The 20694-nt window shown below is 65.2% G+C and carries 24 protein-coding genes; 15 read left to right on the top strand and 9 right to left on the bottom strand.

What is annotated here, in order from left to right; genetic code table 11:
- Nucleotides 1–48 precede the first annotated feature (48 nt).
- Entirely contained in the window at nt 49–1023 is a 975-nt protein-coding gene (gene ubiA, locus ACGYLQ_RS10110) for a 4-hydroxybenzoate octaprenyltransferase (RefSeq protein ID WP_271688214.1), read from the bottom strand.
- Between the two features lie 12 nt (nt 1024–1035).
- Here ubiA and ACGYLQ_RS10105 point away from each other — a divergent pair, with 12 nt between their 5' ends.
- The 3 genes from ACGYLQ_RS10105 (at nt 1036) to ACGYLQ_RS10095 (ending at nt 3769) form a co-directional block, all read left to right on the top strand.
- Nucleotides 1036–1755, top strand: a complete 720-nt coding sequence (locus tag ACGYLQ_RS10105) for a 16S rRNA (uracil(1498)-N(3))-methyltransferase (RefSeq protein ID WP_394442709.1) — start codon at nt 1036–1038, stop codon at nt 1753–1755.
- A 16-nt stretch (nt 1756–1771) separates the two neighbouring features.
- A complete protein-coding gene (locus tag ACGYLQ_RS10100) occupies nt 1772–2302 on the top strand; it encodes a hypothetical protein (protein ID WP_067265571.1) in 531 nt (176 codons plus the stop codon).
- 96 nt (nt 2303–2398) lie between these two features.
- Entirely contained in the window at nt 2399–3769 is a 1371-nt protein-coding gene (locus ACGYLQ_RS10095) for a glutamate--cysteine ligase (protein WP_271688211.1), read from the top strand.
- Between the two features lie 34 nt (nt 3770–3803).
- On the opposite strand, the gene plsY is transcribed toward ACGYLQ_RS10095, so the two are convergent.
- The 4 genes from plsY to ACGYLQ_RS10075 form a co-directional block, all read right to left on the bottom strand.
- Nucleotides 3804–4412, bottom strand: a complete 609-nt coding sequence (gene plsY / locus ACGYLQ_RS10090; RefSeq protein WP_394442706.1) for a glycerol-3-phosphate 1-O-acyltransferase PlsY — start codon at nt 4410–4412, stop codon at nt 3804–3806.
- Nucleotides 4412–5692 (bottom strand): dihydroorotase, encoded by a 1281-nt coding sequence (gene pyrC / locus ACGYLQ_RS10085; protein WP_394442703.1) that lies wholly within the window; start codon nt 5690–5692, stop codon nt 4412–4414. Before pyrC ends, plsY begins: the two co-directional genes overlap by 1 nt.
- A 252-nt stretch (nt 5693–5944) precedes the next feature.
- Nucleotides 5945–6478, bottom strand: a complete 534-nt coding sequence (locus ACGYLQ_RS10080; RefSeq protein ID WP_209218307.1) for a hypothetical protein — start codon at nt 6476–6478, stop codon at nt 5945–5947.
- Nucleotides 6479–6534: 56 nt separating this feature from the next.
- On the bottom strand, nt 6535–7482 hold the full coding sequence (locus ACGYLQ_RS10075; RefSeq protein WP_067265620.1) for an aspartate carbamoyltransferase catalytic subunit: 948 nt from the start codon (nt 7480–7482) through the stop codon (nt 6535–6537).
- Nucleotides 7483–7591: 109 nt separating this feature from the next.
- Here ACGYLQ_RS10075 and ACGYLQ_RS10070 point away from each other — a divergent pair, with 109 nt between their 5' ends.
- The 3 genes from ACGYLQ_RS10070 to moaB are packed head-to-tail and all read left to right on the top strand — an operon-like array spanning nt 7592 to nt 9502.
- On the top strand, nt 7592–8356 hold the full coding sequence (locus tag ACGYLQ_RS10070; RefSeq protein WP_394442700.1) for a uracil-DNA glycosylase family protein: 765 nt from the start codon (nt 7592–7594) through the stop codon (nt 8354–8356).
- Nucleotides 8349–8963, top strand: a complete 615-nt coding sequence (locus ACGYLQ_RS10065) for a LysE family translocator (RefSeq protein ID WP_394442697.1) — start codon at nt 8349–8351, stop codon at nt 8961–8963. Before ACGYLQ_RS10070 ends, ACGYLQ_RS10065 begins: the two co-directional genes overlap by 8 nt.
- Entirely contained in the window at nt 8960–9502 is a 543-nt protein-coding gene (gene moaB, locus ACGYLQ_RS10060; protein WP_394442694.1) for a molybdenum cofactor biosynthesis protein B, read from the top strand. The genes ACGYLQ_RS10065 and moaB overlap by 4 nt, the downstream gene beginning before the upstream one ends.
- A gap of 9 nt (nt 9503–9511) precedes the next feature.
- On the opposite strand, the gene ACGYLQ_RS10055 is transcribed toward moaB, so the two are convergent.
- Nucleotides 9512–10324 (bottom strand): protein-disulfide reductase DsbD domain-containing protein, encoded by an 813-nt coding sequence (locus tag ACGYLQ_RS10055; protein ID WP_394442691.1) that lies wholly within the window; start codon nt 10322–10324, stop codon nt 9512–9514.
- A 164-nt stretch (nt 10325–10488) separates the two neighbouring features.
- On the opposite strand from ACGYLQ_RS10055, the gene ACGYLQ_RS10050 reads away from it, so the two are divergent.
- The gene (locus ACGYLQ_RS10050) at nt 10489–11043 is read left to right on the top strand and encodes a YqgE/AlgH family protein (RefSeq protein WP_067265595.1); all 555 of its coding nucleotides are present in this window, start codon (nt 10489–10491) and stop codon (nt 11041–11043) included.
- Here ACGYLQ_RS10050 and ACGYLQ_RS10045 read toward each other — a convergent pair.
- Nucleotides 11040–11972: an L-threonylcarbamoyladenylate synthase gene (locus tag ACGYLQ_RS10045; RefSeq protein ID WP_394442689.1), complete on the bottom strand. Its 933-nt coding sequence runs from the start codon at nt 11970–11972 to the stop codon at nt 11040–11042. The genes ACGYLQ_RS10050 and ACGYLQ_RS10045 overlap by 4 nt on opposite strands.
- Before the next feature lie 158 nt (nt 11973–12130).
- Between ACGYLQ_RS10045 and ACGYLQ_RS10040 the strand changes: the two genes are divergently transcribed.
- From ACGYLQ_RS10040 to ACGYLQ_RS10020, 5 genes are all read left to right on the top strand, one after another.
- Entirely contained in the window at nt 12131–13858 is a 1728-nt protein-coding gene (locus ACGYLQ_RS10040) for an acyl-CoA dehydrogenase (protein WP_394442686.1), read from the top strand.
- A complete protein-coding gene (locus tag ACGYLQ_RS10035; RefSeq protein WP_394442683.1) occupies nt 13858–14934 on the top strand; it encodes an MBL fold metallo-hydrolase in 1077 nt (358 codons plus the stop codon). The genes ACGYLQ_RS10040 and ACGYLQ_RS10035 overlap by 1 nt, the downstream gene beginning before the upstream one ends.
- A 3-nt stretch (nt 14935–14937) precedes the next feature.
- A complete protein-coding gene (locus ACGYLQ_RS10030) occupies nt 14938–15402 on the top strand; it encodes a DUF6173 family protein (protein WP_394411548.1) in 465 nt (154 codons plus the stop codon).
- Between the two features lie 150 nt (nt 15403–15552).
- Nucleotides 15553–15687 (top strand): aa3-type cytochrome c oxidase subunit IV, encoded by a 135-nt coding sequence (locus ACGYLQ_RS10025; RefSeq protein ID WP_067265607.1) that lies wholly within the window; start codon nt 15553–15555, stop codon nt 15685–15687.
- A gap of 33 nt (nt 15688–15720) precedes the next feature.
- Nucleotides 15721–16329 carry a hypothetical protein gene (locus ACGYLQ_RS10020; protein ID WP_394442681.1) on the top strand — a complete coding sequence of 203 codons (609 nt, stop codon included), beginning with the start codon at nt 15721–15723 and terminating at the stop codon, nt 16327–16329.
- Nucleotides 16330–16338: 9 nt separating this feature from the next.
- On the opposite strand, the gene ACGYLQ_RS10015 is transcribed toward ACGYLQ_RS10020, so the two are convergent.
- Nucleotides 16339–16665, bottom strand: a complete 327-nt coding sequence (locus ACGYLQ_RS10015) for an AzlD domain-containing protein (RefSeq protein WP_067265610.1) — start codon at nt 16663–16665, stop codon at nt 16339–16341.
- Nucleotides 16662–17387, bottom strand: coding sequence for an AzlC family ABC transporter permease (locus ACGYLQ_RS10010; protein ID WP_394442678.1), 726 nt, complete (start codon nt 17385–17387; stop codon nt 16662–16664). Before ACGYLQ_RS10010 ends, ACGYLQ_RS10015 begins: the two co-directional genes overlap by 4 nt.
- 49 nt (nt 17388–17436) lie before the next feature.
- On the opposite strand from ACGYLQ_RS10010, the gene ACGYLQ_RS10005 reads away from it, so the two are divergent.
- From ACGYLQ_RS10005 to ACGYLQ_RS09995, 3 genes are read left to right on the top strand one after another with little or no spacing between them, the layout of a single operon-like run.
- Nucleotides 17437–18327, top strand: coding sequence for a formate dehydrogenase accessory sulfurtransferase FdhD (locus ACGYLQ_RS10005; protein WP_394442896.1), 891 nt, complete (start codon nt 17437–17439; stop codon nt 18325–18327).
- Between the two features lie 4 nt (nt 18328–18331).
- On the top strand, nt 18332–18934 hold the full coding sequence (gene mobA / locus ACGYLQ_RS10000; RefSeq protein WP_394442675.1) for a molybdenum cofactor guanylyltransferase MobA: 603 nt from the start codon (nt 18332–18334) through the stop codon (nt 18932–18934).
- Complete coding sequence (locus tag ACGYLQ_RS09995; protein ID WP_394442672.1) at nt 18931–20694, top strand: bifunctional molybdopterin-guanine dinucleotide biosynthesis adaptor protein MobB/molybdopterin molybdotransferase MoeA; 1764 nt, start codon at nt 18931–18933, stop codon at nt 20692–20694. Before mobA ends, ACGYLQ_RS09995 begins: the two co-directional genes overlap by 4 nt.

Here is a 20694-nt window from a genome sequence, read left to right as displayed (position 1 = left end):
TAATTGTTAAGCTTGCGACTTGATACGCGCGTCCTGCCGGGGGTGCAATCAGGCCAGCAAGCTTGCCGCGAAAAACAACAGCGGGATCATGCCGGTATCGCGGTTGGCCCGGAAGAGCTGCAAAAGCTTGGCATTGTCCTTGGTATCCAGCCCGCGCAGCTGCCATGCCATATGCCATCCCATCGCCCAAGGCCCGCCAAGGGCCAGCGCCAGCGCCAGCACCGAGGCTTGGGGCAGCCCGGCATAGATCACGGCAATCCCCATCAGCCCCACCGTGGCCATCAGGAAGCGCCGCAGCCATTTGCCGGAATTCTCACCAAAGAGCCGTGCGGTGGATTTCACGCCGATCAGCGCGTCATCCTCGGCATCCTGATGGGCATAGATCGTGTCATAAAACAGCGTCCAAGCGATGCCCGCGAGGTAGAGCACCACGGCAGGCGCATGCAGCGTGCCCGCATGGGCCGTCCAAGCCAGCATGGCGCCCCAGTTAAAGGCGAGGCCCAGAAAGACCTGCGGCCACCACGTGAAACGTTTGGCAAAGGGGTAGACCGCCACCGGCAAAAGCGCCAGCACGCCCATGGCGATGGCCGCTTGGTTGAAAGACAGCAGGATCAGGAGCGCGAGCAGCATCTGCCCCACCATCCACGCCAGCGCCTGTTTCACCGATACCGCGCCCGAGGGGATGGGCCGCAGCCGGGTGCGGGCGACCTTACCGTCGATATGCCGGTCGGTGATGTCGTTCCATGTGCAGCCTGCGCCGCGCATCAGGAAGGCGCCGATGCCGCAGCCAGCGAAGATCCACAGATCCTCCCACCGCGGCGACTGGTCGAAGAGGATTGCAAGGCTCAGCCCCCACCAGCAGGGCAGCAGCAGCAGCCATGTGCCAATGGGCCGATCCGCGCGGCTCAGCCGCAGGTAGGGGCGCAGCCCCGCCGGGGCGTGACGGTCGACCCAATTGTCGGCCACCGCATCGGCAACAGGCGCATCGGGCGTAGCATCTGGCGAAGGCGGCTGGTTGTGCATATATCTGGCCCTATGAACGCGAAAATCAGATTGTATGTAGATCAGCCCTTGGGGCAGGGGCAAACGGTTCCTTTGGCGCGCGAGCAGGCGCATTACCTCTTTGGGGTGATGCGGCTCACGGTTGGGGCCGGGGTGCTTTTGTTCAACGGGCGCGATGGCGAATGGCTGGCCGAGGTCGCCGAGGCGGGCAAGCGCGGCGGGGTGCTGACCTGTGTCGAACAGACCCGCCCCTTGCAAATGCCGCCCGACCTGTGGCTGCTCTTTGCCCCGATCAAAAAGACCCGCACCGATTTCATCGTCGAAAAAGCGGCTGAGATGGGGGCCGCGCGCATCGTGCCGGTGATGACCGAGTTTACCAACGCGGGCCGCGTGCAGCAGTCGCGCCTACAGGCCCATGCGGTCGAGGCGGCAGAGCAATGCGGCGGCACCTATGTGCCAGAAGTGGCCGAGGCTGAGAAGCTGGGGCGGTTGTTGGATCAGTGGGGCAGCAGCCGTCAGATCATGTTCTGCGATGAGGCTCTGGCCGGGGAAAGCGGTGCGCTGCCGCCGGATGCGCAGGGGCCATGGGCCATTCTGATCGGCCCCGAGGGCGGCTTTTCCGAGGGCGAGCGCAAACGGCTGCACAGTTTCGATCACGCCCATGCGGTCACGCTCGGCCCGCGCATCCTGCGGGCCGATACGGCGGCCGTGGCGGCGATGACCATGTGGCAGCAGGCTTTGGGAGATTGGTGATGCAAAGGGTGGCCCGATGAGTTTCCTGCGCCAAGGCGCCCGCGACCAGCTTTGGCGCTGGCGCGAAGCGATTGTCGGCGGCGGGCTGATGGGCCTTGGCCTTTGGCTGGTCGCGGGCCCCGGTTTCTTGCTGGCGGTGCCCGGCTATGCGGCGCTGGCGGGCGGTGCCGCGCTGATTTGGCTCGGCGTGCAACGCGCGCGCTTTCGCGGGCAGGGCGATGGTGCGGGCGCGGTGCAGGTCGTCGAGGGGCAGATCACCTACTTTGGCCCGCTGACCGGCGGCACGGTCGCCCTGCGCGAGTTGCAGCGGCTGAGCCTCGACCGGCAGATGTTTCCGGCCCATTGGCGGCTTGAGCCGCGCGACGATGAGACGCCCCTGTTGATCCCGGTGAACGCCGCGGGCTCCGAGGCGCTGTTTGATGCTTTCGCCGCCCTGCCGGGGCTGCGCACCGAGCGGATGCTCTTTGAGCTACGCAAGACCCGCCATGACGCCGTTGTGATCTGGGAGCGCGCGCCGCTGCGCCCGGCGCATGTCTTGCTGCATTGACAGCCCCGTCAAATCCGCCCATCCCTGCTAGACGCGACGCCACGTCGACAACTTAGAAGACACCCAAGACGACCCTTCAAAACGGAGCCCTCGCATATGTCCATTCCTCAATCCGGCGGCGGCCCGATCGAACATCACGACCAGATGGCGCAGTATCTGGCGGACGGCTGCAAGCCGCGCGAGCAGTGGCGCATCGGCACCGAGCATGAGAAGTTCGGCTATTGCAAGGACACGCTCAAACCGCTCCCCTATGAGGGGGAACGCTCGATCCGGGTGATGCTGGAAGGGCTGCGCGACCGCCACAATTGGTCCCCTGTCGAAGAGGGTGGCAAGCTGATCGGGCTTGAGAAAGACGGGGCCAACATCAGCCTTGAGCCGGGCGGCCAGTTGGAACTCTCGGGCGCCCCGGTCGAGACCATTCACGAGACCTGCGACGAGGTGAACACCCACCTGCGCGAGGTGAAAGACGTGGCCGATGAGATCGGCGTCGGTTTCATCGGTCTGGGCGCCGCGCCCGAGTGGTCGCATGAGCAGATGGATCTGATGCCCAAGGGCCGTTACAAGCTGATGGATGGCTATATGCAAAAGGTCGGCACCATGGGCACCACCATGATGCGCCGCACCTGCACCGTTCAGGTCAACCTCGACTTCGCGAGCGAGGCTGACATGGTGCAGAAGATGCGCGTCGCCGTGGCGATGCAGCCCATCGCCAATGCGCTTTTCGCCAATTCGCCCTTCCTTGACGGCAAACCCAACGGCGTGAAATCCACTCGCGGGCTGGTCTGGCGGCATCTGGATGACGCGCGCACGGGCATGATCCCCTTCGTTTTTGATGAGGGCTTCGGCTTTGAGGCTTGGGTGCAATACGCGCTCGATGTGCCGATGTATTTTGTCTACCGCGACGGCAAGTATATCGACGCGCTCGGCCAGTCCTTCCGCGACTTTTTGAAAGGCGAGTTGCCCGCGCTGCCCGGCGAGAAGCCGACGCTGAGCGATTGGGCCGACCACCTGACCACGCTCTTCCCCGAGGCGCGGGTTAAGAAGTTCATCGAGATGCGCGGCGCCGATGGCGGCCCGTGGCGGCGGCTTTGTGCCCTGCCGGCCTTCTGGGTCGGGCTGATGTACGACCAAAGCGCGCTGGATGGCGCGTGGGATTTGGTCAAAGGCTGGGATGCCGAGACACGGGAAGAATTGCGCATCGCCGCCTCCACCCACGGCCTTCAGGCCGAGGTGGGCGGGCTCAAGATGCATGATCTGGCGCGCGAGGCCGTGGCCCTGTCAGAGGCGGGGCTGAAAGCCCGCGCCCGTCCCGGCGCCGGTGGGCTGGTGCCGGATGAGACGCATTTCCTCAACGCCCTGCGCGACAGCATCGAGACGGGCCGCGTGCCTGCTGACGATCTGTTGGCGGATTACCACGGCCCATGGAACGGCGATCTGAGCCGTATCTACGCGGAATATTCCTACTGAACGGGAAATAGGCTGAGGCCGCCCTCGGGCGGTGTCAGCCTTTCTGTCCGATGCGCGATTCCGTGCCTGCGCGGATCCGGCTGATATTGTCACGGTGCCGCCAAAAGATCAGCAATGTCAGGGCGATGCCCAACAGCAGCATTTCCCCGTAGCCGAGGAAAATCAGCAAAAAGGTCGAGCTTGCTGCCGCCGCCAGTGCGGATAGGGACGAGATGCGCGAGAGTGCCGCCGTCGCCAGCCAGACCGCACAGCAGGCCAGCCCGACGGGCCAAGCGAGCGCAAGCATAAGGCCCAGAAAGGTCGCCACGCCCTTGCCGCCACGAAAGCCCAGCCAGACCGGGTAGCAATGGCCGATCATCGCACCAAGCGCCGCCGCCTGCGCCGCATCTTCGCCCGCGAAGGCACGGGCCAACAGCACCGCCACGGCCCCCTTGGCCCCGTCCAGCAGCAGGGTCAGCGCCGCCGCCTTCTTGTTGCCGGTGCGCAGCACGTTGGTCGCGCCGATGTTGCCCGATCCAATGCTGCGCAGGTTGCCCAGCCCCATCAGCCGCGCCAGCAACATGCCAAAGGCGATAGAGCCGATGACATAGCCTGCCAGCGCCCAGAAAAGGATCAATTCAACGGAAGTCTCGATAGGGGGCATCAATTCGCCTCGTAAACGCAGGAACCTGCTACATAAGTTGCCACGACCTTACCCTGCATCCGCATCCCGTCAAAGGGCGTGTTGCGGGATTTCGACCGCAGCGTCGCGCGGTCCAGCACGAAGGGCGCATCGGGATTGAACAGCACCATATCCGCAGGCGCCCCCACGGCAATCCGCCCGCCGGGCAGGCCGAGGCGTTTGGCCGGGTTCAGCGACAGCGCGCGCCAGAGCGTGGGCAGATCCATCATCTCGGCATGGACCAGACGCATCGCGGCGGGCAGCAGCGTCTCCAGCCCCACTGCGCCGCTGGCGGCCTCCTCGAAGGGCAGGCGTTTGCTCTCTTCGTCCTGCGGGGTGTGCATGGAGCAGATGATGTCGATCAGGCCGCTGGCGACGGCTTCAACCACGGCGATGCGATCCTCTTCGTCCCGCAGCGGCGGCTTCACCTTGAAGAAGGTGCGGTAGTCGGCCACGTCGAGCGCGTTAAGAGTCAGATGGTGGATGCCCACACCGGCGGTGATGTCGAGCCCGTTGCGCTTGGCACGCTCCAGCGCGGGCAGGGCGCGGGCGGTGGTGATCTGGTCGGCGTGGTAGCGCGCGCCGGTCATCTCAATGAGGGCGATATCGCGGTCCAGCCCCATCCGCTCGGCCATGGGCGAGACGGCAGGCAAGCCGCGCAATGAGGCGAATTTGCCCGAGGTGACGGTCGCCCCCTTGCTCAGCCCCGGATCCTGCGGATGCGCGATGACCAACGCGCCGAGGCTGCGGGCATAGGTGAGCGCGCGGGAGAAGACCTTGGTATCCGTCACCACGCGGTCGCAATCGGTGAAGGCGGCGGCACCTGCGTCCATCAGGAAACCGATCTCGGTCATCTCGCGCCCTTCGCGGCCCTTGGTGAGCGCGGCCATGGGCACGACGTTCACCGGTGCTGCCTCATTGGCGCGGCGGGTGACGAATTCGAGCGTCTCGGGGCTGTCGATGGCAGGATCGGTGTCCGGGCGCGTGACCATGGTGGTTACCCCGCCCGCCGCCGCGGCAAGGCCTGCAGAGCGGTAGCTTTCCTTGTGCCGCTCGCCCGGTTCGCAAACTTTGACGCCGATGTCGACGATACCGGGGGCGAGGATATGGCCACCACAATCGACCAGTTCCGCGTCCTCGGGCGTTGTGGCTCCATCGTCCAAAAGCTCGGCAATCACCCCGTTGCGGACCAGAACCGCAGCAGGCTCAAGCGTGCCAGCCTGAGGGTCGAGAAGGCGCAGATTGGTGAAGAACTGGGTCATGGGCGGGCCTTTGGTGCGATAGCGGATGCGCCGCTGTCATGCCCCAAATCGCCCCCCAAACCAAGCGGTCTTTTGGGCGCAGGCGCGGCGCGCGCGCCGCTAGCCGCCGATCCAGATCATCAGCCCGACCACGCCAAAGGCCACCAAAAGGGCGATCATGGCGATACGGCCGGACATTTTCGGATCGTGTTCAGGTTCTTGCATAGGCCAGATGTAGCCCGCCAGCCCCAAGGGTGCCAGCGGTTTTCGCGCTTAGGCCAGCAGCCACCAAATGATCAGCAGGATCAGCACGGCCACGGCGACGATCACCATGGTCTTGCCGCCGCCCCCCTTGGCGGGCTCGGACGGGGCGACGCGGGGGATGCCGGTGTAGGGCTGCGCGGCCTCGGCCTCCATCGCCTGCACGGGCGTATCGGGGCCGCCTTCGGTATAGGTGCCGATATGGGTCAGCGCCGGGATCGGGGCCAGTTGCAGCGATTGCCCGGCGAAGGCGCGGGAGTAGACGATCATCACCCAACCGTCGAGCGCGGCTAGCTTGCTGCGGTCCGTCTCGATCTGCTCGGGGTTTACGCCATTGCCGTCGCGCAGATAGCCCGCAAGCCCCAGTTGATCGAGGTCGGCCACCCGGAAGACCTCTGTATAGGCCGCGTCGATCCGATCGACCCCGAGGGCCGCGGCCTGTGCTGTCTCATCATCGCGCATCGCCCGCGCCTCGGCATCCGAGAGCGAGAGGGCATAGACGCGGACCTTGCCGGCTTCTTGGGGGGCGACTTCTGTATGGGGCATGACGGCTTCCTTTGACTGTTCTCAGGAAAACGCCGCTTGGCCCGTCGGGGTTCCGGTCAGGCCGCGCCGGGTTGGGCGGCGATGTGGTTGCGCGCCAGCAGGTCCATCGCGGCCATGCGCACGGCGACGCCCATCTCGACCTGGTCTTGAATGACGGAACGGTTGATGTCGTCGGCCAAGGTGCCGTCAATCTCCACCCCGCGGTTCATCGGGCCGGGGTGCATGACGATGGCGTCGGGGCTGGCGTGGGCGAGCTTTTCAGCGTCCAGCCCGTAGCGGTGATAATACTCGCGTTCGGAGGGGATAAAGCCGCCGTCCATCCGCTCTTTCTGAAGCCGCAGCATCATCACCACATCGACGCCTTCGAGGCCCTTTTTCATGTCGTCGAAGACCTCGACGCCGAATTGGTCGATCTGGCTGGGCATCAGGGTCGGCGGGCCGACAAGGCGGATGCGGTTTTCCATCTTGCCCAAAAGCAGGATGTTCGACCGTGCCACGCGGCTGTGCGCGATGTCACCGCAGATCGCGATGCTGAGCCGGTGCAGCCGCCCCTTGGCGCGGCGGATCGTCAGCGCGTCCAAAAGCGCCTGCGTGGGGTGCTCGTGCCGCCCGTCGCCTGCGTTCAGCACGGCGCAGTTCACCTTTTGGGCCAACAGGTCCACCGCGCCGGATTGCGGGTGGCGCACGACCAGCAGATCGGGGTGCATGGCATTCAGCGTCATCGCCGTGTCGATCAGTGTCTCGCCCTTTTTGATCGAGCTTGCCTGCATCGCCATATTCATCACATCCGCGCCAAGGCGTTTGCCCGCGATCTCGAAACTCGCCTGCGTGCGGGTGGAGTTTTCAAAGAACATATTGATCTGGGTCAGCCCGCGCAGCGCGTCGGAATGTTTGTTCGGCTGGCGGTTGCGGTCGGCATAGGTGTCGGCCAAGTCCAGAAGGGTGGTAATGTCGGATTGCGAGAGCTGCTCGATGCCAAGCAGGTGGCGATGGGCGAATGACATGGTGGCGATCCCTTCTGCTGTTGCCGCCTTATAGGCGCGGGTGCCTTGGCGCGTAAAGCGCAGCGATAGGGCATTTCGCCCCCCGTCCACAGGGCGTAAGCTGCGGGTCATGGAATCATTCGATTATCATCAGGCGGCAGAGATGCTGGCGTGGCAGGTCGAGCTTGGCGCGACCGAGGCGATCTGCGACGCGCCGGTCAACCGCTATGAGGTGCCCGCAAGCGCGCCCAAGGCCAGCGCCAAGGCGACCAAGGGGCCGCAGCCCCTGCAAGCGGCAGAGACGCCGGACCCCGTGGCACTGGCCCGCCGCGCCGCGCAGTCCGCGCAGACATTAGAAGAGCTGCGCGCCGCGATCCAAGGGTTCGAGCATTGCGAGCTGCACAAGGGCGCACGCAATCTGGTCTTTGCCGATGGGGTGCCCGGCGCGCCATTGATGATCTTGGGCGAATCCCCCGACCGGGACGAAGACCGCGCGGGCAAGCCTTTCGTGGGGCGTGCGGGTCAGATGCTCGACCGGATGCTGGCGGCGATCGACATGGGGCGCGACCGCAATGTCTATCTGTCGAACATCCTGCCGTGGCGCACGCCGCAGGGGCGCGACCCGAAGCCTGATGAGATTGCGATGATGCGCCCTTTTGTGCAGCGTCATATTGAATTGGCCAAGCCCAAGGTGCTGGTGCTCTTTGGCAATTGGTCTTGCCAATCGCTTTTGGAAAAACGCAGCATCATGCGCCTGCGCGGCAATTGGACCAAGGCCGCCGATCTTTCTTGCATGCCGATGGTGCATCCCGGCTACCTTCTTCGTAACCCGGAAGCCAAGCGTGAGGCTTGGGCCGATCTGCTTAGCGTTCAGGCCAAACTGCGCGATGGTTGATGCGCTGACCCTTCTGGCCTTCGTGCCCGCCGCCTTGGCGCTGAACCTCACGCCGGGGGCGGATATGATGTTCTGCCTTGGGCAGGGGCTGCGCTCGGGCCCGCGTGCCGCATTGTCGGCGAGCGCGGGAATTTCGGCGGGCGTGCTGGTGCATGTGGCCTTGGCCGGGTTGGGGCTGGGCGCGGTCGTCGCGGCGCTGCCTTGGGCGCTGGACATGATCCGCTGGCTCGGCGTGGTCTATCTGCTCTGGCTTGCGGTGCAGACGCTGCGGCAGGCTGGAAAGCCGCGCGATACGACGCCCGGCATGGGCGGCTGGCGCGCTTTCAACACCGGTTTCGCCGTCAATCTGACAAACCCCAAGGTGATCCTTTTCGTGCTGGCCTTCCTGCCGCAATTCGTGGTGCCCGAGGCCGGGCCGGTCTTGGCGCAGTTCCTGACCTTTGGTGCAGTGCTGGCACTGGGCGGTTTCGTCATCAACGGCGCGGTGGGGGTCTTTGTCGCCGGGATCGGACGGCGGCTGGCGGGCGGTGGGCGGCTGCTCGGCTGGATCAGCAGCGGTATTTTCGTGGCTTTGGCCGCGCGTTTGGCAATGATGGAGCGGACATGAGCAGGATCGACGACAGCCGGGCGTTCATCCCCGTAAGAATTGCCGTGCTCACCGTCTCGGACAGCCGCAGCTTGGCCGAGGACCGTTCGGGCGACGTGCTAGTCGCGCGGATCGAAGCGGCGGGCCATGTGCTGGCCGCGCGCGAGATCGTGACCGACGACCGCACCGCTATCGCGGCGCTTCTGCGCGACTGGTGCGCGGACCCTGAGATCGACGTGGTGATCAGCACGGGCGGCACCGGCCTCACCGGGCGCGATGTGACGGTCGAAGCGCACCGCGATGTCTATGAGAAAGAGATCGACGCTTTCGGCACGGTCTTCACCATGATCTCGATGGAGAAGATCGGCACCAGCGCGGTGCAGAGCCGCGCGACGGGCGGCGTGGCGCAGGGAACGTATTTGTTCGCGCTGCCGGGCAGTCCGGGCGCCTGCAAGGACGCGTGGGATGGCATCCTGCTGAAACAGTTAGATTACCGCCACATGCCCTGCAACTTCGTTGAGATCATGCCGCGGCTGGACGAGCATCAGCGCCGCAAGTAGCGCGCGGGTTTAGCCCGTGGTGCAGCCCGTCACCTCCACCGCGTGGTTCTTGCCGATCACCGTGATCCGAATGGCGGAACGGTCGAGCGCCAGCGCGGTGCCATTCTCGGCGATCATCTCACCGCTGGCGACAAGCGTATTTCCCGACCGCTGGCTCACTGTCTCGCTCATCCACATATTGGGATTGCCGGGTTCGATCACCACGGTCTCCTCGCCCCCGGCAGAGGGCAGGGCCAGCCGGGTTTCGATCTCCAGCCCCCGCGCGGTGGGGCGCAGACTACAATGGGCGCTTTTCAGACCAGCTTCGGCCCCGGAATAGGGCCGCGCGGCAAAGGCGGCGGCGATGGCCGGGGTGGGCTTGCTGTCGCGGGTGTCGAGCAGGGCGCGCAGGTGGATGGTCTGCGGTAGGCAAATGTCGCTGCACACGCCAAGGTCGATGCTGGTGTCCAATGTGACCGGCGCGCCGGGGCGGCGCGGGGTGATGGTCAGCGGCAAGATTACCTCGCGGGCATAGCCGATGGAGTTCACCCCGCCTTGGTCAAAGACCTTGGGCGCGGGCCATGTGATCTGCACATCGCGCAGGTTGTTCGAGCCGGACCAGTCGAACTCCGGCGGAATGCCCGCGTCACCGGGGCTGCGCCAATAGGTCTTCCAACCCGGTGCCATGCGCAGCCGGATCGCCGCCACCCGCCGCCCGTCAGACTGTTGCCAACCAGTGAGCAGATCGCCCTGCAAGGGCGTGCCGACAGCATCCTGCGCCGCGGCGGGCAGGGCGAGGGTGAGACAGGAGAGAAGGGCGGAAAAGAAGCGCGATATGGTCATGCGGACTTGATGCGGTATCCTTTCGCGCCTGCCAAGTCACATTTGCATCATCCATGTTTCGCTGATGCGGCGGACGGTGGGGCGCCTCTCTTGTTTTGTGGGGCGCAAGCGGCCATGTTCAAAGAAGGGTTACCTTCAGGAGGTGGGCGTTGACGGGGCAGACGATGGAATTGACGGGCAAGCTGCTGGTCGCGATGCCGGGCATGGGCGATCCGCGTTTCGCGCATTCGGTGATCTATCTTTCCGCGCATTCCGAACAGGGGGCGATGGGGTTGATCGTGAACAAACCCGCCCCGGAACTGCGCCTGTCGGATGTGCTGGATCAACTGGTCGAAGACACACCGCCGCAGGCCAAATCGCTGGCCGTGCATTTCGGCGGACCGGTCGAGACGGGGCGCGGCTTTGTGCTGCATTCCGACGAATACCGCTCGGCCATTGAGACGCTGCGCGTGGGCGATGGCATCGCCCTGACCACCACCCGTGACATCCTCGAAGACATCGCCACCGGCAAGGGCCCGGCGCAGGCGCAGTTGATGCTGGGCTATGCGGGCTGGGGGCCGGGGCAGTTGGAGGGCGAGATCGCCCAGAACGGATGGCTGACCTGCGAAGCCTCGCCTGAGGTGATTTTCGACCTGCCGGACCCCGAGAAATGGGGCGCGGCGCTCAAGACGCTGGGGATCGACCCCTTGGGGCTGTCGGCCTCAGCCGGGCACGCCTAACGCGGTGCTGCGGCGCGGGCCAATCGGTCGTTGATCGCACGGCCCAGCCCGTGATCGGGGATCGGTGCCACGGCGATGGTCTGACCGGTGGCGTCCAACTGGTGCAGGTGGTCGAACAGTTTCGCCGCAGCCTCGGTCAGATCGCCGGAGGGGGAGAGGTTGAGATCGCAGATCATCTCGCCAAACCCAAGCAGCACTTCACCCGGCCCAGCTGTTTCTGCATCCAAACGCACCGATGCGCCGGGGGCGTAATGCGAAGCAAGCTGCCCCGGCGCGATGATTTCTGCCCCGTCGACGATCTCCAACGTCTGCCCAAGCGCCGCTTCGATTGCCTCGCACGGCAGGCCGCCTGCACGGAGCAAGGCTGGGCGCGGGCCGGTCAGGCCGATGATCGTGCTTTCCAAGCCGACAGTGCATGCCCCGTCATCCAGCACCGCCGCGATCTTACCGTCGAGGCCCGCCCGCACATGATCCGCCGTGGTCGCGCTGATCTTGCCCGAGGGGTTGGCCGAGGGGGCGGCAACGGGACCGCCGAGCGCCTGCAAGACCTGCCGCATGGCGGGGTGGGCGGGCACCCGCACCGCAAGGCTCGGCAGCCCCGCCGTGACCAGCGACGACAGCCCGCTGTCGGGCTTCAGCGGCAGGACCAACGTCAAGGCGCCGGGCCAGAACGCCTGCGCCAGACGGTCGGCTTCCTCGGTCCATTTCACATAGCGTTTGGCGGTCTCAATATCCGGCAGATGCACGATCAGGGGATTGAAGCTAGGCCGCCCCTTGGCGGCATAGATGCCCGCGACAGCCTCGCCATTGCGGGCATCCGCGCCGAGGCCGTAAACCGTCTCTGTCGGCAGGGCGACCAGCGCGCCGTCTTGCAGCAGCTGTGCCGCGCGGGCGATGCCTTGAGGCGTAGGGGGCAGCGTCTGGGTCATAGCAGGGCAAATCCTGTCGGATCATGCAGCATCCCGTGACGCCGCGTTTGGGTTGCGGGGGGCGGCCGGGCATTTCATGCTGGCGGCAACATAAACCAGCCTTTATCAGGGCCATGTCAGGCTTGCCAGAACAAGCGCGCCTTTCAGGAGGATATGATATGCCGTACCGCGCCGCCGTGGATGACTACCGTTTTCTGATCGAGGACGTGTTGGATTTCGCAACGCTTCGCAGCACCGACCGTTTCGCTGAGGCCAGTGAAGACGTCACCGGCGCGATCCTGTCAGAGGCCGGACGGCTTTGCGATGACGTGCTGGCGCCGCTGCAACGGGGCGGGGATTTGCACCCCGCAAAGCTGGAAAACGGCGTCGTGCGCACCTCTCCCGGGTTTGCCGAAGGTTTCGCCGCGATTGCCGAGGGCGGCTGGATCGGCATGTCGGCGGACCCGGAGTTTGGCGGCATGGGCCTGCCGATGACCCTGACAAGCGCGGTCAACGAGATGATGAGCGGCGCTTGCCTGTCGCTGCAACTCGCCCCCCTGATGAGCCAAGGCCAGATCGAAGCGCTGGAGCACCACGCGAGCGACGCGATCAAGGAATTGTACCTGCCCAAGCTGATCTCGGGCGAATGGACCGGCACGATGAACCTGACGGAGCCGCAGGCGGGATCGGACGTAGGCGCGCTGAGCAGCCGGGCCGAAGACAATGGCGACGGGACTTATGCGGTCTCGGGCCAAAAGATTTATATTTCATGGGGCGACAATGATTTCGCGGGCAATGTCTGCCATCTGGTTCTTGCGCGCCTGCCGGGGGCGCCGGCGGGGACCAAGGGGATCAGCCTTTTCCTCGTGCCGAAGTTCATCCCCGATGAGAATGGCGCGCCGGGCCAGCGCAATGGCGTGAATGTGGTCAGCCTTGAGCATAAGATGGGCCTGCACGGATCGCCCACCGCGGTGATGCAATATGACAAGGCCACCGGCTGGCTGGTGGGCCGCGAGGGCGGCGGCATGGCGGCGATGTTCACCATGATGAACAACGCGCGCCTTGGTGTCGGCGAACAGGGCATCGGTGCAGCCGAAGGGGCCTATCAACTGGCGCTGGACTACGCGCTGGAGCGCAAGCAGGGCCGTTCCCCCGTCGAAAGCGGCACCGGCACCATCGTGGATCACGCCGATGTGCGCCGGATGCTCTTGAGCATGAAGGCCGATATCTTTGCCTCCCGCGCGATTGCGCTAAGCTGTGCCTATGCCAGCGACATGGCGCGCGCCGGGCAGGGGGATGAATGGGCCGCGCGGGCCGCGTTCCTCACCCCGATCACCAAGGCATTCGGCACCGATGTGGGCATCAGCGTCGCGGAGATGGGCGTGCAGGTGCATGGCGGCATGGGCTTTATCGAAGAAACCGGCGCGGCGCAGTTCAGCCGCGATGTGCGCGTGACCGCGATCTACGAGGGCACCAACGGCATTCAGGCGATGGACCTCGTGGGCCGCAAGATGATGGACGGCGGCGAGGCGGCGAACCGGCTCTTGGATGAGATCGAAGCCCATGCCGAATCTGCCCGCGGCCCTTTCCCGCGCATGGCTGATGCGGTCTGGCAGGCGAGCGAGACCCTGCGCGAGGCGACCGAGTGGATGACTGCGCAGAAGGACATGAACGCCCGTTTCGCCGGTGCCGTCCCCTATCTGCGCGCCTTCGCCCGCGTGCTGGGCGGTCATCTGCATCTGCAAGCCGCCATGGCCGAGAAGGCCGCCGGCGCGGGCGATGCGCGGGCCAAGCTGGCGCGGTTCTATATCCAACGTCTCTTGCCCGAGCATCAGGGCTTGTTGGCCCATGCACAGGCCGGGGCAGAAGACCTCTATGCGCTTGATGTCGAAGACCTGAGAAGCTGATGACAGAGCAGGCCACCCTCTCCACCGCTTCGCCAAAAACCCCCAAGGGGCTGCGCTATCCTTGGGAGGTGCCGCCCGCCGAGGGGGAGGCGATTGAGGTGGCGCCGGGGGTGCTTTGGTTCCGCCTGCCGCTGCCGATGAAGCTGGATCACGTCAACGTCTATGCCTTGGACGAGGGCGATAGTTGGACGGTGATCGACACGGGCTTTGCCTCGCGCCGGGCCAAGGATATTTGGCGCGGATTGATGGCGGGGCCGCTTGGCGGCAAGCCGATCTCGCGCGTGGTCGTCACCCATCACCACCCCGATCACATCGGCCTTGCCGGGTGGTTGCAGACCGAGTTCGGGGCGGAACTGGTCACCACGCGCACCGCGTGGTTGACCGCGCGGATGCTGACGCTGGATGTCCAAGAGGTGCCGGTGGCCGAAGCCCTTGCGTTCTACCGCAAGGCGGGGATGGCGTCGGTGCTCTATGACAAGCGCGCCAATGAGCGGCCTTTCAATTTTGCCGATGTGGTGGCCCCGCTGCCGCTGGGGTTCACCCGCATCCGGCAGGGCGATGTGATCCGCATGGGTGGCCGCAATTGGGAGGTGCATATCGGCAATGGCCATGCGCCCGAACATGCGACCTTTTGGAGCCGCGACGACAATCTGGTGATCGCGGGGGATCAGATTCTACCCTCCATCAGCCCCAACATCGGCGTCTACCCGACCGAGCCGATGGCCGACCCCATCGGCGAATGGCTGGAGGCTTGCGAGCGTTTCGTGCCCTTGGCGCGGGAAGATCATCTGGTGCTTGGCGGGCACAAGCTGCCCTTCACCGGCTTGCCGACGCGGCTGAAGCAGTTGATCGAAAACCATCACAGCGCCCTGCGCAGGCTTCTGGCCTATATCGACACGCCGAAATCGGCCTCGGAATGTTTCGCGCCGCTGTTCAAGCGCAGCATCGGTGAGGCGGAATATGGCCTCGCGCTGGTTGAAGCCGTCGCCCATCTGAGCCACCTTTACCAAGCCGGAGAGGCCACGCGCAGCTTGCGCGCGGCGGATGGCGCATGGGTGTATCAGCGCAAGGGGTGAGCGATGGGCGATGAGGTGAAAACGGCAGCCGAGGCCTATGAGGCTGCGGCATTACCGCGCATGCATGAGGTGCATACAGGCGCGGATCAGCCCAAGTCGGGCGATCAACCCCTGCCCAAATCGGTGACCGACAAGCCGGTGAAACAGAAATCCCCCGCCCAATGGGCCTATGAGCGGGTCGTGCTCTACCTCAAGAATTTCGAGGAAAAGCTCGACAACGATCATGAGGCGGCGATCGGCTTTGCCGGGGGCGATGCCGGGGTGCTGCGGATCGAAGGCATGGGGTATTTCGACCCCGATATCATCACCTTTTACGGCGTCGATCCGGCAGGGGCGCGGGCGCAATTGGTGCAGCATGTGGGGCAGCTAAACGTGATGCTGCGGGCCTTGCCGAAAAAGGTGCCCGATGCCGCCCCGCAACGGATCGGCTTTCGGCTGGTCGCCGATCTGGAAGACGGCGAAGTCTGACAGACTCTATAGCGTGCGGGGAAGCGTAGGATTCCCCTATAGCGCGTAATGCGGCGCAAAGCTAGTATGGTTTTCTGCGCATCAATCCCCCGTGACAGGGTGATGCGAATAGGTTAATCAGCGCCAACAAATTGTCTTAGGGAGACGAAAATGGCTGAACATGAACACGGCAGCATGAATTACGAAGAGCAGCAAAAGACCTTTGACGGATTCATGTCCTTCGTGACACGCGGCACCGTTGTCATCCTCGTGATTCTTGTTCTGCTGGCGATCTTTGCCGGTTGATCACGTCCTATCCCTAGGCGCGAGGGTAACGGTTTGAGAACTCTCTTAGCGTCGATTGCACTTATTGGCGTTCTGGCTGGCTGTTCGGTGGATCAAAGCCCCGATAGCCCGCCCGACGTTGTGGCGCGTGCAGCCTACCGCGCGCCCGAGCCGCCCTCCCTCACATTGATGACCATGGTGAACAACCGCACCGGCAGCGGCGGCCATAGCGCGCTGATGGTGAACGGCTCACAACGGGTGATCTTTGACCCCGCGGGGTCGTTTAGGGATGCGCGGATGGCCGAGCGGGGCGATGTGCTCTACGGGGTAACGCCCGCTTGGTTGCAGGCCTATAAATCGGCCCATGCGCGCAGCACCTTTCATGTGGTCAGTCAGGAAATCCCGGTCAGCCCCGAGGTGGCCGAACGCGCGCTCGAACTGGTGACCGCCAATGGCGCGGTGCCTGGTGCCTTTTGCGCCAATGCCACCAGCGGCATTCTCAGCCAGTTGCCGGGGTTTCAAAGCGTCGGGTCGACCTACTATCCCGTCAAGCTGCAAGAGCGGTTCGAGGCCCTGCCGGGTGTCACCACGACGAAATATTATGAAGACGATGAGGGCGATGTGATCGACGCCCTGCGCGCGGCGCAACTGGCCCAACAGTAGCGCCCGCGCTTACCCCACCAGATAGAGCATCCCATAAAGCGCCGCGGCCCCCGACAGGATCGCGGCGAGGACGTTCTTGGTCACCAGCCCCACGCCCAAAGTCACCGCCGCCGCGGTGACGCGCGGCAGGTCGAACTGCCCCCCGGTGGCCGAGGGCCAGATCACCTGTGGGGCCACCAGCGCGGGCAGAATCGCAACGGCAGTATAGCGCAGATGCCGCAAGAGCCACGCGGGCATCTGTTTGTTGCCGACCAATCCGGTAAAGACAAAGCGCAGGAAAAAGCTGCCCAGCCCGAGGCCGATGATCACGACCCAAAGTGCGGTTCTATCGATCATCGTGCCATGCTCCCCGGTTTGCGCCGTTCCATCCACGCCTCGACCTGCGCGCCGGTGATCATGCCCGCGAGCCCCGCGATGATCAGCCCAAGCGCATAGGGCACCTCGACGGCGAAAAGGCTCACGACCACCGCCACGACCGCCGCCGCCACATGGGCCAGCGTGCGGAACATCGGCGCGATCATGGCTAGAAAGGTGATCGGAATGGCGAAGTCCAACGCCCAGCTTTCGGGCACGCTGGAGCCGACCATCGCGCCGATCAGCGTGAAGATATACCAAAGCGGTACCACCGGCGTCACGGTCCCAAAGAAATAGGCCATCCGCTGCGGCACCGTCATCTGAGGGTCGCGCTCATATTGCGTCATCGCGGCGACATAGGATTGGTCGACCGTCATATAGGCCGCCAGCGCCCGCTGCCACAGCGGCGCGCCGCCAATCCACGGGGTGAGAGAGGCCGAATACATCGCCATGCGCAGATTCACCGCCAGAGCAGAGGCGAGGATGATCGCCGTGGGCACGTCTTCGCGCAGCAGTTGCAGCGCCGTGAACTGCGCGGCCCCGGCGATCACCACGATCGAAAAGGTCAGCGTTTCGAACACGTTCAACCCGGCCTCGGTCGCCAATAGGCCAAAGAGCGAGGCAAAGGGGATGATCACCAGCACGAAGGGCAGCGCGTCGACGATCCCTTTGCGATAGGCGGATTTGGTGGTGGTGATGGCCATGGCGAACTCTTAAATATAATGTCAAAGGCTTAGACCTAACCGCAGGGGGATACAATTGGCCCGAGACAATGAACTTAGCAATTATCTGATCGCCCCGGATCCGACTGCTGTTCGGCTGACCCGCAGCGTCTCTGGCGTGGATCACACCGGGGCCGAGGTGGCGATCAATGTGGTCGAAGAGCGCCCCCTGACGATATTCCTCAACCGGCAAGAGATCGTGACCGCCATGACCATTGGCGATTACCCGGCCTATCTGGCGCTTGGGTTTCTGCGCAACCAAGGGATGCTGCGCCCGGACGAAGAGATCACCGGCGTCGATTATGACGAGGAGCTTGAGACTGTCGTCGTCCGCACCAAACGGGCCACCGATTACGAAGATAAGATGCAGCGCAAGACCCGCACCAGCGGCTGCGCCGTGGGCACGGTCTTTGGCGATATGATGGAGGGGCTGGCGGAGATGAGCTTGCCCGAGACGTCGGTGCGCACATCCGACCTCTATGCGCTGGCGGCCAAGATCAACCGCACGCCGAGCCTCTATCTGGAGGCTGGGGCGATCCATGGCACAGTGCTTTGCCAAGGCGATCGGCCATTGGTCTATATGGAGGATGTGGGCCGTCACAACGCGGTCGACAAGATCGCGGGTTGGATGCTCTCCGAAGGGGTCGGGGCCGAGGATAAGGTGCTTTATACCACCGGGCGGCTGACCTCTGAGATGGTGATCAAGACGGCGATGATGGGCATTCCGGTGCTGGCGTCCCGCTCGGGCTTCACCGCTTGGGGGGTGGAGATTGCGCAACAGGTGAACCTGACCCTGATCGGGCGGATGCGCGGGCAGCGCTTTACCTGTCTGGCCGGGGAGGGGCGGCTCATCCGCGATGCGGATCCGGCCAGCGTGGCCGAAGAGCCGCGCAAAAGCGGGCGCAAGGGCGCGAAGGATTAACCACATGAAACAACCACTTGGCGTCATTCTGGCGGGCGGGCAGGCGACCCGTATGGGCGGCGGCGACAAGGGTCTGCTGCCGCTGGGGCAGGGCACGCTTCTGTCTTCGGTGATCGACCGGTTGGAGCCGCAGGTCGCGGGGCTGGCGCTCAACGCCAACGGCGATGCGGCGCGGTTTGCCGACCTCGGTCTGCCGGTGCTGGCCGACAGTATCGAAGGCTTCGCCGGGCCGCTGGCGGGGCTGCTCGCCGGGCTGGACTGGGCCGCCGAACAGGGGGCCGAGAGCATCGTGACCGCCGCCGCCGATACGCCTTTCTTCCCTTGCGATCTGGTGCCGCGTCTGCTGCTGGCCGCCGATGACATGGCCCATCCGCTGGCCCTCGCCGCCACGCCGGACGCCAAACGCGGCACGGCGCGGCATCCGACCTTTGGCCTCTGGCCCGTGGCGCTGCGCGACGATCTGCGCAGCGCTTTGGCGGGGGGGCTGCGCAAGGTGGTGCTTTGGACGGAACGCCACGATGGGCGCGAGGCACTCTTCCCCGATGAGGCGGCCTTCTTCAACGTGAACACGCCCGAAGATCTGGCGAAAGCAGAGGCGATGGTATGAGGGTTTACGGCGTCGTCGGTTGGAAAAACGCAGGTAAGACCGGGCTGATGGAGCGGCTGGTGGCCGAGATCACGGGCCGCGGCTTCACCGTCTCAACCGTCAAACATGCGCATCACACGTTTGACGTGGATCACCCCGGCAAAGACAGCCACCGCCACCGCATCGCCGGCGCACGGGAGGTGCTTTTGGCCTCAGGCGCGCGTTTTGCCCTGATGCATGAGTTGCGCGGGGCCGATGAGCCGCCGCTGGAGGCGCATCTGACGCGGCTTTCGCCCGTCGATCTGGTGCTGATCGAAGGCTACAAACGCGACGGACATCCGAAGGTCGAAGCCCATCGGGCCGAGACCGGAAACCCGCTGATCGCGCCGGATGATCCGACAGTGCGGGCACTGGCCAGCGATGTGCCGCTTGAGGTGGATCGGCCCGTTTTCGATCTGAACGACACCGCCGCCATTGCCGATTTCATCCTGCGCGACGTGGGGCTGATCGCCACCCCGGCGGCCGCCGCCACGCCCGCGCCGCCGCCCCTGCGCAACGACTGTTTTGCCCTGCCGCCCGGCGTGCATTGGACCCCGGTGAATGAGGCGCTGGACCTGCTGCGCGCGCGGCTTCACGCGGTGACAGATGTCGAGCCATGGCCCGCCGCCGATGCCGGGGGTCGCATCTTGGCGGAAGATGTCTCTGCCATCCGCGCCAATCCGCCGCTGCCCAATACGGCCGTCGATGGCTATGGCTTTGCCGGGGGGCGGGGCGAGGGGCTGCATGAGATGCCGCTGGTGCCGGGCCGCGCGGCGGCGGGCGACCGCCCCGGTGCGGTGCCTGCGGGCCAAGCGATCCGTGTGCTGACCGGCGCGGCGCTGCCCGAAGGCGTCGATACCGTCATCTTGCAAGAGGATGTGACCGCTGAGGGCGGCGTGCTGCGCTTTCACGGGCCGGTCAAACAGGAGGCCAACACCCGCAAGGCCGGGGAGGATGTGCAGGCGGGGGACGTGATCCTCGCCGCGGGCACGCGCATCGGCCCGGCGGAACTGGCGCTTCTGGCTGCCGCCGGTGTGGCGGAGGTGTCGTTGCGCAAAAGGCTCAAGGTCGGCGTGATCTCAACCGGGGACGAATTGGTCGAGATGGGCGCGGCGGCCCGCGCCGGGCAGATTTACGACGCCAACCGCCCGATGCTTTTGCAACTCGCCACCGATTTTGGCCATGAGGCGGTCGATCTGGGCCGCGTGGCCGACGACCGCGCCGCGCTGCGCGCGCGACTTGATGCGGCGGCAGGGCAGGTCGATGTGATCCTCACCAGTGGCGGCGCATCGGCGGGGGACGAAGACCACGTCTCGGCCCTGCTGAGCGAAGCGGGGGCGATGCAGCTTTGGCGGATCGCGGTGAAACCGGGGCGGCCCTTGGCGCTTGGGATGTGGCAGGGGGTGCCGGTCTTTGGCCTGCCGGGCAATCCGGTGGCGGCGATGGTCTGTTCGCTGATCTTCGCCCGGCCCGCCATGGCGCTTTTGGCCGGGGGCGGCTGGCAAGAGCCGCAGGGTTTCGATGTGCCTGCCGCCTTCGAGAAGCGCAAAAAGGCCGGGCGGCGGGAATACCTGCGCGCGCGGATGCGCGATGGCCGGGCCGAGGTCTTTGCCTCCGAAGGGTCGGGGCGCATCAGCGGGCTCAGTTGGGCCGAAGGGCTGGTCGAATTGGACGAGGCCGCCCGCGACATCGCGCCGGGCGATACCGTCCGTTTCATCCCCTACGGCAGTTTTACCGGCTAG

Origin of the sequence: Sulfitobacter sp. 1A12779 (genome assembly GCF_043557315.1) — a bacterium.
GTDB classification, from domain to species: Bacteria; Pseudomonadota; Alphaproteobacteria; order Rhodobacterales; family Rhodobacteraceae; genus Sulfitobacter; species Sulfitobacter faviae.
This window is presented reverse-complemented; position numbering and strand designations above follow the sequence as displayed.